This is a genomic window from Streptomyces sp. S3(2020) (assembly GCF_013044505.1).
GTDB lineage: Bacteria > Actinomycetota > Actinomycetes > Streptomycetales > Streptomycetaceae > Streptomyces.
Map to the genome: position 1 here is coordinate 1 of NZ_JABERD010000091.1, position 12,792 is coordinate 12,792.

At 72.3% G+C, this 12,792-nt stretch carries 12 protein-coding genes; 5 read left to right on the forward strand and 7 right to left on the reverse strand.

Annotated elements, in window-relative coordinates:
* Positions 1-528 precede the first annotated feature (528 nt).
* Together HLK59_RS26500 and HLK59_RS26505 are read right to left on the reverse strand one after the other, a co-directional pair.
* On the reverse strand, positions 529-1,236 hold the full coding sequence (locus HLK59_RS26500) for a response regulator transcription factor (protein ID WP_171144027.1): 708 nt from the start codon (positions 1,234-1,236) through the stop codon (positions 529-531).
* 36 nt (positions 1,237-1,272) lie between these two features.
* Complete coding sequence (locus tag HLK59_RS26505) at positions 1,273-1,764, reverse strand: MarR family transcriptional regulator (protein ID WP_171144028.1); 492 nt, start codon at positions 1,762-1,764, stop codon at positions 1,273-1,275.
* A 364-nt stretch (positions 1,765-2,128) separates the two neighbouring features.
* On the opposite strand from HLK59_RS26505, the gene HLK59_RS26510 reads away from it, so the two are divergent.
* The 3 genes from HLK59_RS26510 to HLK59_RS26520 all read left to right on the forward strand — a co-directional run bounded on the left by HLK59_RS26510 (position 2,129) and on the right by HLK59_RS26520 (position 6,067).
* Positions 2,129-3,169: a zinc-binding dehydrogenase gene (locus HLK59_RS26510; protein ID WP_206327619.1), complete on the forward strand. Its 1,041-nt coding sequence runs from the start codon at positions 2,129-2,131 to the stop codon at positions 3,167-3,169.
* A 186-nt stretch (positions 3,170-3,355) separates the two neighbouring features.
* On the forward strand, positions 3,356-4,522 hold the full coding sequence (locus HLK59_RS26515; protein WP_171144029.1) for a histidine kinase: 1,167 nt from the start codon (positions 3,356-3,358) through the stop codon (positions 4,520-4,522).
* A 63-nt stretch (positions 4,523-4,585) separates the two neighbouring features.
* Positions 4,586-6,067, forward strand: a complete 1,482-nt coding sequence (locus HLK59_RS26520) for an MFS transporter (protein ID WP_171144030.1) — start codon at positions 4,586-4,588, stop codon at positions 6,065-6,067.
* A gap of 72 nt (positions 6,068-6,139) precedes the next feature.
* On the opposite strand, the gene HLK59_RS26525 is transcribed toward HLK59_RS26520, so the two are convergent.
* The 3 genes from HLK59_RS26525 to HLK59_RS26535 all read right to left on the reverse strand — a co-directional run bounded on the left by HLK59_RS26525 (position 6,140) and on the right by HLK59_RS26535 (position 8,787).
* The gene (locus HLK59_RS26525) at positions 6,140-7,198 is read right to left on the reverse strand and encodes a maleylacetate reductase (RefSeq protein WP_171144031.1); all 1,059 of its coding nucleotides are present in this window, start codon (positions 7,196-7,198) and stop codon (positions 6,140-6,142) included.
* On the reverse strand, positions 7,195-8,037 hold the full coding sequence (locus tag HLK59_RS26530; protein ID WP_171144032.1) for a dioxygenase: 843 nt from the start codon (positions 8,035-8,037) through the stop codon (positions 7,195-7,197). The genes HLK59_RS26525 and HLK59_RS26530 overlap by 4 nt, the downstream gene beginning before the upstream one ends.
* Positions 8,038-8,271: 234 nt before the next feature.
* Entirely contained in the window at positions 8,272-8,787 is a 516-nt protein-coding gene (locus HLK59_RS26535) for a hypothetical protein (RefSeq protein WP_171144033.1), read from the reverse strand.
* Between the two features lie 131 nt (positions 8,788-8,918).
* Between HLK59_RS26535 and HLK59_RS26540 the strand changes: the two genes are divergently transcribed.
* On the forward strand, positions 8,919-9,263 hold the full coding sequence (locus tag HLK59_RS26540; RefSeq protein WP_171144034.1) for a cupin domain-containing protein: 345 nt from the start codon (positions 8,919-8,921) through the stop codon (positions 9,261-9,263).
* Here the strand turns inward: HLK59_RS26540 and HLK59_RS26545 are convergent.
* Positions 9,253-10,254: a LacI family DNA-binding transcriptional regulator gene (locus HLK59_RS26545; protein WP_171144035.1), complete on the reverse strand. Its 1,002-nt coding sequence runs from the start codon at positions 10,252-10,254 to the stop codon at positions 9,253-9,255. The two genes, HLK59_RS26540 and HLK59_RS26545, sit on opposite strands and share 11 nt — an antisense overlap.
* Positions 10,255-10,364: 110 nt before the next feature.
* Here HLK59_RS26545 and HLK59_RS26550 point away from each other — a divergent pair, with 110 nt between their 5' ends.
* Positions 10,365-11,516, forward strand: coding sequence for a Gfo/Idh/MocA family oxidoreductase (locus tag HLK59_RS26550; protein ID WP_171144036.1), 1,152 nt, complete (start codon positions 10,365-10,367; stop codon positions 11,514-11,516).
* Between the two features lie 151 nt (positions 11,517-11,667).
* On the opposite strand, the gene HLK59_RS26555 is transcribed toward HLK59_RS26550, so the two are convergent.
* Complete coding sequence (locus HLK59_RS26555; RefSeq protein ID WP_171144037.1) at positions 11,668-12,699, reverse strand: LacI family DNA-binding transcriptional regulator; 1,032 nt, start codon at positions 12,697-12,699, stop codon at positions 11,668-11,670.
* Between the last annotated feature and the right edge of the window lie 93 nt (positions 12,700-12,792).

The following is a 12,792-nucleotide window of genomic DNA, read 5'->3' on the forward strand; positions in this document are numbered from 1 at the left end:
CTGGTGTTGTGTGGTTTTGTGTTTTGAAGGAGAAGAGGGCATACGAGCTGCTCAGGAGGCTCGTGGGCTCGGAGATGTGGATAAGGGACAGGGGGGGGTGTGGGGGTGCGGATCGTCGGCGGCCGTGACACACCTCCGCCGCTCCCTACCGGCGACGGCGGACTCGAACCGCAACCGCCGCTCATCCACGGGACGGCACACGACGGGAGGCCACAGGCACGCGCCGCGCCGGGTACCTGCTCCGGCGTTCGGCCTGCTCAGAACGTCGACCCGGTCCTGGCCGCCGCGGTCGGGTGGATCGTCCTCTCGACGTCGGACAGGTGCTCGGTCGGCCTGAACGGGCCGTCGTCGCGCCGAACGCGCTGAGCATCGGCACGTCCCGGCCGAAGGCCCAGGGCGCCCCAGGACCGCCCTCGCGCGTGCCCCCATGGCCTCAAGGGCGTCGGACCCCGACAGTGTCACCGTCGGTGCTCAGCTTCACGCGCGAGGAGGAACCCTCGATACCGACGCCCGATCCGCAGGACGCCCCTAGCCGCCGAGCCAGTAACCGAACCCCCGACGCGTGTGGATCAGCGAGGGCCCCTCCTCGTCCACCTTGTGCCGCAGTCGGGAGACGAGCTTCTCGATCGCCTGGTGTCCCCGGAACTCCCCCCACACATGCCGGCTGATCTGCTCCTTCGACAGCACGCGCCCCGCGTTGGCGAGGAGATGGCGCAGCAGCCGGTACTCGGCGGGCGTGAGGTCGAGCGGCCGGGACCCCCGGCGGGCGCGGCACGTCGTGTCGTCCAGGACCAGATCGCCGTATCCGGGCATCCCGGCATACCGCCCGGGACATCGGCGGCGCAGGAGCACCTGCGCCCGGGCCAGTACCTCGGCGACGCGTACGGGTTTGATGACGTAGTCCTCCTCGCCCAGGCCGAGTTCGGGCAGCAGCCGGTGCAGGGAGTCGCAGGAGGCCAGGAAGAGCAGTGGGGGCCGGTCCGCGGGGGCCATCCGGCGGCCCCGGGCGAGGTCCGGCAGGTCGGGCAGCGTGGCGTCGAGGACCACCAGGTCGAACCGCTGCCGGGTGAGCCGTGCCATGCCCTCGGCGCCGCTGTCCGCGGTGCCGACCCGGTAGCCGGCCAACTCCAGGGTGGTGGTGAGCAGTTCGGCGTCGCCGGGGTCGCCCACGACGACCAGGACGTGCTGTCCGTCGCCGCGGGGCGGTGACGGTTTCTCCAGGAGATGCGCGTACATGGCACGACCAATCGTGGGGTCCGGGCGGCGGTACGGTCAGACGGAGAGCGCGGGGTCGACACGGTCCTCGGCATGGCCGGCGAAGTCGTCGACGAGCCGGTGGAAGAGGGCGGCCAGCTGTCTCAGGTCGTCGTCGGACCAGTCACCCAGGGCCTGTTCGAGGTAGCGGCGGCCGACCTCGCGGACCCGGCCGACCGCGGCCAGGCCCGCGTCGGTGAGCTGGACACGCTGGGCCCGGCGGTCGTCCGGGTCCGCGACCCGGATCACATACCCGCCGCGCTCCAACTGCCGCAGCTGACGGGTGACATGGGAGGCCTCGACGGAGAGCCGGACCGCCAGCACCCCGGGGCGCAGCGGCTCGCTCTCCGCGATGTGCCGCAGGATCGCGACCGCCGCGCGGTCGAGCGGCACCCCGGCCATCGCCATGAGTCGCTCGTGGCGTCGGCTCCGCCCGGCCAGGTAGGTGACCCGGCTGAGGACCCGCTCTATCTCTGCCAGGGTCGCGGAGGCCGGCGCTTCTGCGGTCATGGCACCACCCTAGAGGTACTTGCCTAACTTAAGCAATATGAAGTTGGTTGCTTGACTTAAGTAATGCAACTGTGCTTGCCTAACTCAAGTAAACCGGTCCGCGTCGGTCGGAGGTGCTCGACCACCCCTGACCACGCACCCCCGGACCGGGGCCGCATTGAGCGGATGCGGCCCCTCGCGCCCGACCCGTGGGGACGGGGTACGGCGCGGTCATCGGGCCCGGCGGCCGGGCAACTCCCCCCGCCCGCCGCCGGCCCCGGTGACATCCACGACTCCGGTCGGGTCACCCTTGCGCCCCGCCCGTCAGGACTCGCCCGAGTCCGGCAACACCTCTTGGCAGTACCTCCAGAAAGCGAGACTCTCCATGGCCACGATGAAGTCCGTCCTCACCGCCAAGGACAAGGTCGACGTGCGGGACGTCGAGCGCCCCGCCCCCGGTCCCGCGGACGCGCTCGTCAGGATCCGCGCCTGCGGGATCTGCGGCACCGACACCTTCTTCCTGCATCTCGGCGGCATGCCGGCCGGTGCCGACGGCTCGATGCGGGCGATCCCCCTGGGCCACGAGCCCGCCGGTGAGATCGTCGAGGTCGGCGCCGAGGTCACCGACGTCAAGGTCGGTGACCGGGTCGTGGTGAACCCGCAGGGCGTGCCCTCCGGGATCATCGGCTGCGGCGGCGCGCACGGTGCCATGAGCGAGTACCTGCTCATCGAGGGCGTCGAGACCGGCAAGAACGTCGCGGTCTTCCCCGACACCGTGCCCTTCGAGGTCGCCTCGTTGAACGAGCCGATGGCGGTCGCCCGGCACGCCGTCAACCGCTCCGGGGCCGAGCCCGCCGACAAGGTCGTCGTCTTCGGTGCCGGGCCCATCGGACTGGGCGCCGCCATCTGGCTGAAGCTGCGGGGCGTGGAGCACGTCGTGGTCGTCGACATCCTTCCCGAGCGCCTGGAGACCGCGCTCGCGGTCGGCGCCGACGCCGTCATCAACTCGGCCACGGAGAACGTCACCGAACGGCTGACGGAACTGCACGGCCGGGCCGCCAACGCCCTCGGCCAGCCCCGGCCCGGCACCGACATCTACCTCGACGCCGCCGGCGCCCCCGCCGTCTTCCAGACCGTCGTCGACAACGCCAAGTGGCACGCCAAGCTCGTCATGGTCGCCGTGCAGAAGAAGTCCGACGCCATCGACCTCGGCGGCATGCTGCGCAGCGAGCTGACGCTGATCGCCTCGCAGGGCTACCCCACCGAGATCTTCGAGGTCACCGCCGAACTCGTCGAGCACCACGAGCGGTTCGCCGAGCTGATCAGCCACCGGGTGCCGTTCGACGAGGTGGAGCGGGCCTTCGAGCTGGCGCTGACGCCGGGGGCCGCGGAGAAGGTCGTCGTCACGTTCGACGGCGAGGCGTGAACGGTCCGTCGGTGACGCCGAACCAGGCCGTCGTCCACCGCGGCGCCGTCGTGGCCGGTCGCGCCCCCGCGCGCAGCGGCCCCGTACCCCGCTGAGGCGCTTCAGCCGCCCCGCGCAGACGGCCATCGGCCTACGGGGTTCCCGCCGACCGCGGGAACCTCGTACCCGGACTGGAACCCCCCACTCATGACCGACAACCGGCGAACCCGCCCCCTCCCCGTCGACGCGGCCGTGTCCACCGCACTGTTCGTGTGCGCGTTTCCCGGCAGTGTCGTCACCCTTCCCGGCCACGACCTCCAGGTCCCCTGGTGGCCCGGCATCCTGCTCGCCGGCGGCGGCTGCCTCGCCCTGCTGTGGCACCGCGGCCGCCCCCGTACGACAGTCGCGGTGGCCCTGGCGTGCGCCGCGGTCTCGTCCGCGCTCGGCTACCTCCTCACGGTCCTGCTGCTCGGGCCGCTGATGGTCGCGCTGTACTCGCTGGCCGTGCGCACCGACCGCAGAACCGCCAACACCGCCGCCTGCGCGGCCATCGCCGTCCTGGTGATCACCTCGCTGCTCGCGGGCCCCACCGACGAACCCCTGGTGCTCAAACTGCTCGGCCCCACCGCATGGCTGCTGCTGCCCACCTCCCTCGGGACGGTGGCCCGGCTGCGCACCGCCTATCTCGACGCGGTGCGGGCCCGGGCCGAGGACGCGGAGCGGACGCGGGAGGAGGAGGCACGGCGCCGGGTCGCCGAGGAGCGGGTGCGTATCGCCCGGGACCTGCACGACGTGGTCGCCCATCACCTCGTCCTCGCCAACCTCCAGGCCGGCGCGCTCGCCAGGCACCTGCCCGCGCGACCCGAGGAGGCCGGACGGCTGGCCCTCGACCTGGGCGGTACGACCGCGGCCGCGATGCGCGAACTCAGGGCGACCGTGGGCCTGTTGAGGCACGCCCCCGACGAGGGGAACCCACCGGTCGGGCTCGCCCGGCTGCCCGATCTCGCCGCCTCGTTCCGGCACGCCGGTCTCACGGTGGACGTCGTCACCGAAGGCGAGCCGCGGCAGCTCCCCGCCGGCGCGGACCTCACGGCGTACCGCATCGTCCAGGAGGCGCTCACCAACGTCACCAAGCACGCCGACACCGGCTCCGCCGAGGTGCGGCTCACCTACTCCCCCGGGCTCCTCGGCATCGCGGTCACCAACGGCGGCAGCGTCCCCGCCACCGCGGCCCCGGGCGGATACGGCCTGGTCGGGATGCGTGAGCGCGCCCTTTCGGTCGGCGGCCGCGTCCGGGCGGGACGTCGTGCGCAGGGCGGCTTCGAGGTCGTCGCCGAGCTGCCCGTGGGACCCGTCGAGAATCCACTTGCTTAAGTCAAGCAATACACTTATGGTTGAGTAACTCAAGCAATCCTTCTTGTCCACGGAGGCCCTGCCATGTCCGACGCCCTTGCCCGACCCGCCGAGGCGGGGACATCCTCGCCGAAGCCGAACGCCGTGGTGGCGGTGCTGGCCCTGGCCGGAATCGTCGTCTCCCTCATGCAGACGCTGGTCATCCCGATCGTCCCGGAGCTGCCCAAGCTGCTGAACGCCCCGGCCTCCGACACCGCCTGGGCCGTCACCGCCACCCTGCTGGCCGCGGCCGTGGCCACGCCGGTCGTCGGGCGCCTGGGTGACATGTTCGGCAAGCGCCGGATGCTGCTGCTCAGCATCGTGCTGCTGGTCTCCGGCTCGGTGGTCTGCGCCCTGGCCGACTCGCTGGTTCCGATGATCGTCGGCCGTGCGCTCCAGGGGCTGGCCGCCGCGGTCGTGCCGCTGGGCATCAGCATCATGCGCGATGTGCTGCCCGCGGAGCGGCTCGCCGGGTCCACCGCCCTGATGAGCGCCTCGCTCGGTGTCGGCGGCGCCCTGGGTCTGCCCGCCGCCGCGTTCATCGCGGACAAGTGGGACTGGCACCTCCTCTTCTGGACCTCGGCGGTCCTGGGCGCCGTGGCCTTCGCGCTGGTCATGCTGGTCATCCCGGAGTCCAGGGTCCGCACCGGCGGCCGCTTCGACCTCGTCGGCTCGTTCGGTCTGTCCGCCGGACTGGTCTCCCTGCTGCTGACCGTCTCCAAGGGCGCCGACTGGGGCTGGACCTCCGGCACCACGCTGGGCCTGGGTGCCGCCGCCGTCGTGATCCTGCTGGCCTGGGGCTTCTGGGAGCTCAAGGCCAAGCAGCCGCTGGTCGACCTGCGCACCACCGCCCGCCCGCAGGTGCTGTTCACCAACCTCGCCTCGATCGCGCTCGGCTTCTCGATGTTCGCGATGTCCCTGGTCCTTCCCCAGCTGCTCCAGCTGCCCGAGCAGACCGGCTACGGCCTCGGCAAGTCCATGCTCACCGTCGGTCTGGTGCTCGCCCCGCAGGGCCTGGTGATGATGGCCATGTCCGCCGTGTCCGCGGGCATCACCAAGGCCAAGGGCCCCAAGGTCACCCTGATGATCGGCGCGCTGATCGTCGCCGCCGGCTACGCGCTCAACATCGTCCTGATGAGCGAGGTCTGGCACCTCGTCCTGGTCTCCTGCGTCATCGGCGGCGGCGTCGGCTTCACCTACGGTGCGATGCCCGCCCTGATCATGGGCGCCGTCCCGGAGTCCGAGACCGCCGCGGCCAACAGCCTCAACACCCTGATGCGCTCGCTCGGCACCTCCTTCGCCAGCGCCATCGCCGGTGTGATCCTGGCCCAGATGACCACCGACTTCGGCGGCTACGCCCTGCCCTCCGAGAACGGCTTCAAGGTCGTCATGGCGATCGGCGCCGGAGCGGCCCTCCTCGCCTTCGTCCTCGCCTCCTTCATCCCGAAGAAGCGCGCCGCCGTCCCGGCGCAGACGCCTGACGACAGCTCGCCCCAGACGGCGCAGGTCACCGGCGTCAAGGCCTGAGGCTCCTCGACGGCAAGGGTCCGCCCCCGGAGTTCCACGCTCCGGGGGCGGGCCCTTGCTCCTTGCGGACGGTCAGGGCGGCCCGCCCTCGTACGCCGCCCGCAGCACCGCGAGCGCCCCGTCCGCCGTGACCTGCCTGGGGTTGGCGTACGCCTGGCCCGCCACCTGTTCGGCGGCCACCGCCAGGTCGGCCTCCTTCAGGCCGAGTTCGGCGAGGGAGCGGGGCGCGCCGAGGCTGGTGGCCAACTGCCACAGGGCTGTCGGCGCCTCGTCCGCGTCCAGGGCTCGGGCCACGGCGGCCACCGCGTCGGGGACCGCGGGCGCGTTGTACGCGAGGGCGTAGGGCAGGACCACCGTGTGGGTCGGCGAGTGCGGCAGGCCGAAGGTGCCGCCGAGGACATGGCACAGCTTGTGGTGCAGGCCCATGGTGGTGGCGCCCAGGCAGGAGCCGCAGAGCCAGGCGCCGTACAGGGCGCGGCCACGGGCGTCGAGGGAGCCCGGGTCGGCGGCCACCGCCGGGAGCGCCCGGGCCATCGCCCGTACGCCGGCCTCGGCCATCAGCGCGACGAGGGGCGAGGTGTCGGGGGCGTACAGCGCCTCGACTCCGTGCGCGAGGGCGTTGACGCCGCTGGTCACGGAGAGCGGTACGGGCAGGGAGAGGGTGAGTTCGGGGTCGTAGACGATGCTGCGGGGCAGGACGGAGGGGTCGCGGCCGGTGCGTTTGGCGCCGTGTTCGGTCAGGCCCCAGACCGGGGTCGCCTCGGAGCCGGAGTAGGTGGTGGGTACGGCGATCAGCGGCAGGCCGGTGCGCAGGGCGATCGCCTTGCCGAGGCCGATGGACGAACCGCCGCCGACCGCGACGCATCCGTCGGCGCCCGCGGCCCGCGCCACCTCGACGGCCCGGTCGGCGACCTCCACGGGGACATGCATCCGGGCCCCGGTGTGCAGGCCCGCGCAGGCCGGTCCGAGGGCGTCGGCGACCGCCCGGGCCGTGTACGCACCGTGGGCGCCGGAGACGACCAACAGCCGCCGCAGGCCCAGGCGTTGGGCCTCGCCCGGGGTCGCCGTCGTGGCGGCGCCGGGGCGCAGCACGACCCTCATGGGCGGGGACTCGTGGACGAACTCCGTCATGAGCGCTCCAGCACCAGGTCGACGCGTGCGTGCCGGAAGGGGGCCGGGACGCCGAACTCCTTTGCCAGGGAGGGGTCGTCGGTGGGTGTGAAGTCGCGGACCAGGCTCTGCTTGACGGCGAACACGGCGTCGGAGGCGAGGTAGGGGTCGCCGGCCACGAAGATGTGCGTGGTGACGGGGACGTGTGCGGCGGCCGAGGCGATGAAGTGGATGTGCGCGGGGCGGTAGGGGTGCCGGCCGGTGGCGCGCAGGAGGTCGCCGACCGGGCCGTCCGTGGGGATGGGGTACGAACTGGGCACGCAGGTGCGGAACCGGAAGCCGCCCTCCGCGTCCGTGGTGAACAGGCCGCGGCCGTTGCCCGGTGGCTGGACCTGCGGCTGCTGGACGTCGTAGTAGCCCTGGTCGTTCGCCTGCCAGACGTCGACCACCGCGCCGGGCAGCGGAGTTCCGTCCGTCGAGAGCACCCGGCCGCTCACCACGCACGGCTCGCCGCCGCCCATGAGGTCGATGTCCGCCCCGAGTTCACGCGTCGGCGACTCGGTCATGTGGAAGGGGCCCAGGACCGTGTTCTCGGTGCCGTGGCCCTCGCTGTGGATCGTCTCGACGAGCATCGACAGTCCCAGCACGTCCGACAGGAGGATGAACTCCTGCCGGGTGTCCGTGCAGGACTGTCCGGTCGCCGTGAGGAAGCGGATCGCGGCTTCCCACTCCCGCTGGGTGAGCCGGGTCTCGTGCGCGAAGGCGTGCACGTGGCGGACCAGGGCCGTGAGCAGTTCGCGCAGGCGGGGGTCGGCGGTGGCGTGCAGGCTGTGGATCGCCTCGTCGGTGACTTCGGTCATGTCGGCACCTTCCCCCGCGTGCCGGTCGGTCGAACCGGAGGGCCCGGCGCACCACGCCGTCGAGCGACGCCTCACCGTCCGGTGGCCACCCGGACGGGGCAAGCGGCCAGCGCCCGTCGAAGGTGTCGGCAGTGGCCCCAGGAGCCCGCGCCGGCCGAGGAGCTCACGCTGCGCGTCCCGTGGCCTCGCGGTCCCGGCCCGGCCCAAGGTGCACGGCGTCCACCGCGCGCCGACTCACTTGATGACGGCGTTGGCCACCACGACCCCCACGCCGAGCAGCGCGTCCACGAGGCCGATCAGCAGGGCGTAGGGCCAGGAGCGGTGCGACCAGCGGGCCGTGACGACGCCGAGGGTGAACAGCAGGGTGATGTTCAGGGTGAACGCCGCGTACTCCACGCCCTTCGCGGGCCACCACCCCCAGCCCGCGCCCGCCAGGATGAGGACCGTGGGCAGGACGGCGGTGACCAGGGGCCACTCGTTGACGAGGGTGCGCAGGGCGTCGCCGCGGCGGTGCGGGGTGCGCTCGGCGATGTAGTGGGCGTAGCCGTGCGCGAGGGCGGAGGCCAGGGCCGTGACCACGAGCCAGACGGCGTCGTAGCGGCGGGTCTCCTGGTCGGTGTGGCCGTACTGGGTGAGCGCGGCGACCATCGAGCAGGCCAGGACCGCGCCGTAGACGCCGCCGAACAGGAGACTCTCGCGTGTGTCGTGCGCGTGCCGCTCGGCCGCGGCAGCAGTCCGGGTGTCCGCCATGCCCTCCACGATCGCCCGGGGCCGGGCCGCACGCCAGTCCGCTCGGCCCCGACGGAGTGTCCTCTCACCTGGGCCGATACCGCACATGCTGTCCACGGCGGTGATCGGTTCCGCGAGGCTAGGGTCGTCGCATGACCCACAGTTTCGTTGTCCACATTCCCGACGCCGAGCTCGACGCCGAGCCCCTCGCCCCGGAGCAGATCGTCTCCGGTACGCCCGAGGTGACCGGGAAGGTGGTCTGGGAGTCGCAGGACGGCAAGCAGATCCGCGGGATCTGGCAGATCACCCCGGGGGTCGTCACCGACACCGAGGCGGACGAGCTGTTCGTGGTGATCAGCGGGTCGGCGACCATCGAGGTCGAGGGCGGGGCGACGCTGACGGTCGGGCCCGGCGACATGGCCGTACTGCGTGCGGGCGACCGTACGACGTGGACGGTGCACGAGACGCTGCGGAAGGCCTACGCCATCAACCTGTAGGCGGTGGCTCCGCCGTGGTGCCGCGGATCTCCAACGTGGGCGCCGCCAGGTGCACCCGGCCCGCTCCTCCACCGTCCTCGAAACGGTCCAGGAGGCAGCGGGCCGCGCGGCGGCCGACCTCGTGGTTGGCGCTGTCGACGGTGGTGAGCCAGACGTGGCGCAGGCTCGCGATGCGGGTGTTGTCGTAGCCGACGACGGACAGGTCGCGCGGGACGCGCAGGCCCAGTTCCTCGGCCGCCGACAGGACGCCGACCGAGGCGATGTCGTTGACGGCGAAGACGGCGGTGGGCCGGTCGGGACCGCTCAGCAGCCGGACGGTGGTGCGGTAGCCGCCCTCCTCCGTCATGTCGCTGGCCGCCACCACCCCCTCCAGGCCGTGCGCCCGCATCGTCGCCTCGAAGCTCCGCCGGCGCAGCTCACCGACGGCGCCGTACCCCGCGATGTGCGCGATCCGGCGGTGGCCGAGGCCGATGAGGTGCTCGGTGACCAGGCGGGCGCCCTGTTCGTCGTCGTTGGCGACCATGTCCACGCCCGGCAGGACCGGCTCACGGGCACCCGCGACGACGACCGGGATACGCTCGGCGATCGCCCCGAGCGCTGCCGGGTCGGGCAGGGTGCCGACGACGACCAGGCCGTCGGCGCGCAGGTCGAGGAAGGGGCCGGTCACGTCCTGGCCGATGCGGCGGTTGAGGCGGGTGTCGGCCATCAGCATGTGCAGGCCGTTGTCGTGCAGCAGGGAGTTGAGGCCGTCGAGGAGGTCGACGAACCAGGGGTTGCGCAGGTCGTTGAGGAGGACGCCGACCGTGCGGGTGCGCTGCTCGCTGAGGCTGCGGGCGGCGGCGTTGGGGCGGTAGCCGAGCTCGCGGACGGCCCTGAGGACGGCTTCCCGCTTCTCCTCGCGCACCTGCTCGGAGCCGCGCAGCACGAGGGAGACCAGAGACTTGGAGACGCCGGCCCGGTCGGCGACGTCGCGGATCGTCGGAGGTCTCATGGTATGGACCGTTCCATGAGGGCCATTGTCCTGTCAAAGGGTTGACACCTCGCGGAATGCGACTCAGGGTGGCCTGGACAGATTGTGGACCGGTCCAAAGAGGGGCTGTCATGGTGGATTCGCTCGGGGTCGCCGTCGTCGGGTTCGGCTGGATGGGACGGGTGCACACCCAGGCGTACTCCCGCGTCCTGCACCACTATCCGCGCCTCGGCCTGCGTCCGGAGCTCGTGACCGTCGCCGAGGAGGTGCCGGGGCGGGCCGAGGAGGCCGCCGCGCAGTTCGGGTTCGCCTCGACGACCCGGAGCTGGCGGGACGTGGCCGCCGATCCGCGGGTGCGGGCCGTCAGCGTCACCGCGCCGAACTTCCTGCACCGGGAGATCGGGGTCGCGATGGCTCAGGCCGGCAAGCACCTGTGGATCGAGAAGCCGGTGGGGCTGAGCGCCGAGGACGCGCGGGCGGTGGCGGACGCGGCCGCGAAGGCGGGGATCCACAGCGCGGTCGGCTTCAACTACCGCAACGCGCCCGCCGTCGAGGCGGCCCGCGCGCTGATCGCCTCCGGTGACATCGGCACGGTCACCCATGTCCGCGTCCGTCTCTTCAGCGACTACGCGGCCCATCCCGAGGGCGCCCTCACCTGGCGGTACGAGAAGGAGCGGGGCGGCAGCGGAGTGCTGGGCGACCTCGCCTCGCACGGCGCCGACCTGGCCCGGTATCTGCTCGGGGACATCGCCTCGTTGATCGCCGACACCGCCGTCTTCGTGCCGGAACGGGCCCGGCCCACCGGCGCGACCGCGGGTCATTCCCGTGCCTCCGGCGGCGAGTTGGGGCCCGTCGAGAACGAGGACTACGTCAACTGCCTGCTGCGCTTCGCCTCCGGCGCCCGCGGTGTCCTGGAGGCCTGCCGGGTCTCGGTCGGCGAGCAGAACAACTACGGCTTCGAGGTGCACGGCACCAAGGGCGCGGTGTTCTGGGACTTCCGGCGGATGAACGAGCTGGGCGTCAGCCGCGGCACCAGCTACCAGGACCAGCCCGTCAGCACGGTGTACGTCGGGCCGGGCGACGGCGAGTTCGGGGCGTTCCAGCCGGGCGCGGCGAACGCGATGGGCTACGACGACCTCAAGGTGATCGAGTGCCACCGCTTCCTGCGCTCCATCGCCGAGGGCACCTCGTACGGGGCGACGCTCGCGGACGCCGTGCACAGTGCCGTCGTACTGGACGCGATGACACGGTCGGCGGAGAGCGGCGCGTGGATCAGCCTGTGAGCGCGGCCGGCGGAGAGCGGGGCTCATGGGTCAGGCTGTGAGCGCGGTCGGCGGAGAGCGGGGCTCGTGGGTCAGCCCGTGAACACGGCCGACGGAGCACAACTCGCCGGTCAGCCAGCGAGCGCGGCCGGCAGGGAGCGGAGCTCGTGGGTCAGCCTGTGAGCGCTGTCGGCATGTTGTAGGGCGTCACGACCTGTATCGCGGACGGCACCGTCGGTCCCGCGGGCGGCAGCGCGCCGTGCTCGCGCATGACCAGGTGGCAGGCCTCGCGCATGTCCTGGCGCAGGTCGTGGTGGAGGACGGCGGAGAGCCGGTGCTCGCGCAGCAGCCGGTCGTTGTCGTGGTCGAGGTCGTGGGCGATGAACACCGCGCACTTGCGGCCGAGGTCCTCGAAGGCCTTGAGCGTGGCGATGTTGCCGCCGCCGATCGAGTAGACCGCACGGATGTCCGGGTCGCGTTCCAGCGCGGCCCGGACGAGGTCGTACTGGGTGGCGTCCAGGCCCTGACCCTCGGCGATCTCGACCAGGGTGCGGTCCGGGTGGCGGGCCCGCATGGCGCTGCGGAAGCCCATCTCGCGCTCCTCCTCGTTGCGGAAGAAGCCGCTGCTGAGGCTGGTGAGGACATTGCCGGGGCGGTCGCCGAGCCACTGGCCCATGAGGTACGCGGCGGTCGCGCCGGCGGCACGGTTGTCGATGCCGACATAGGCGAGGCGCGGGGTGGCGGGCAGGTCGGTGACCAGGGTGACCACGGGGATACCGGCCTGGGCGAGGCGGCCGACGGCGGCGGCGACCTCGGGGACGTCCGGCGCCTTGAGGATCACTCCCTGCGAGCCGCGGCGGGCTATCCGGTCCAGGATGGCGACCTGCTCCTGGGCCGGGCCGGTCTCACGGAAGTGGAAGCGGGAGCGCACGACCGCCGGGTGCAGGGCGGGCAGCTCCGTCTCCAGGGCCGCCCGGACGGCGGTGGAGAAGCGCTCCGGCGCCTGCATCACGATGTCGATCATGAAGGTGCGGCCGACCAGCCTGACCTGGGTGCGCTGCCGGTCCAGGTCGGCGATGGCCTGCTGGACCTCACGGACCGTGCTGTCACGGACTCCTCCCCTGCTGTTCAGGACGCGGTCGACGGTGGCCTCGCTCAGGCCCGCCTGACGTGCGATCTCCCGGATCGGGAAGGGGTGGCCCATGGACTGGCTCCTTGAGGGGTTTTTGATGGCCGCCTGCCGGTTGTTCGACGGGTTTGTACTGACAAGAATGGCAGCGCTGAGTCGCCCCTGTCA

Coding starts and splice junctions, on each gene's coding strand:
- HLK59_RS26510 (WP_206327619.1), top strand. CDS start 2,129: ATGGCCACGATGAAGTCCGTCCTCACCGCCAAGGACAAGGTCGACGTG.
- HLK59_RS26540 (WP_171144034.1), top strand. CDS start 8,919: ATGACCCACAGTTTCGTTGTCCACATTCCCGACGCCGAGCTCGACGCC.
- HLK59_RS26545 (WP_171144035.1), bottom strand. CDS start 10,254: ATGAGACCTCCGACGATCCGCGACGTCGCCGACCGGGCCGGCGTCTCC.
- HLK59_RS26515 (WP_171144029.1), top strand. CDS start 3,356: ATGACCGACAACCGGCGAACCCGCCCCCTCCCCGTCGACGCGGCCGTG.
- HLK59_RS26505 (WP_171144028.1), bottom strand. CDS start 1,764: ATGACCGCAGAAGCGCCGGCCTCCGCGACCCTGGCAGAGATAGAGCGG.
- HLK59_RS26550 (WP_171144036.1), top strand. CDS start 10,365: ATGGTGGATTCGCTCGGGGTCGCCGTCGTCGGGTTCGGCTGGATGGGA.
- HLK59_RS26535 (WP_171144033.1), bottom strand. CDS start 8,787: ATGGCGGACACCCGGACTGCTGCCGCGGCCGAGCGGCACGCGCACGAC.
- HLK59_RS26525 (WP_171144031.1), bottom strand. CDS start 7,198: ATGACGGAGTTCGTCCACGAGTCCCCGCCCATGAGGGTCGTGCTGCGC.
- HLK59_RS26555 (WP_171144037.1), bottom strand. CDS start 12,699: ATGGGCCACCCCTTCCCGATCCGGGAGATCGCACGTCAGGCGGGCCTG.
- HLK59_RS26520 (WP_171144030.1), top strand. CDS start 4,586: ATGTCCGACGCCCTTGCCCGACCCGCCGAGGCGGGGACATCCTCGCCG.
- HLK59_RS26530 (WP_171144032.1), bottom strand. CDS start 8,037: ATGACCGAAGTCACCGACGAGGCGATCCACAGCCTGCACGCCACCGCC.
- HLK59_RS26500 (WP_171144027.1), bottom strand. CDS start 1,236: ATGTACGCGCATCTCCTGGAGAAACCGTCACCGCCCCGCGGCGACGGA.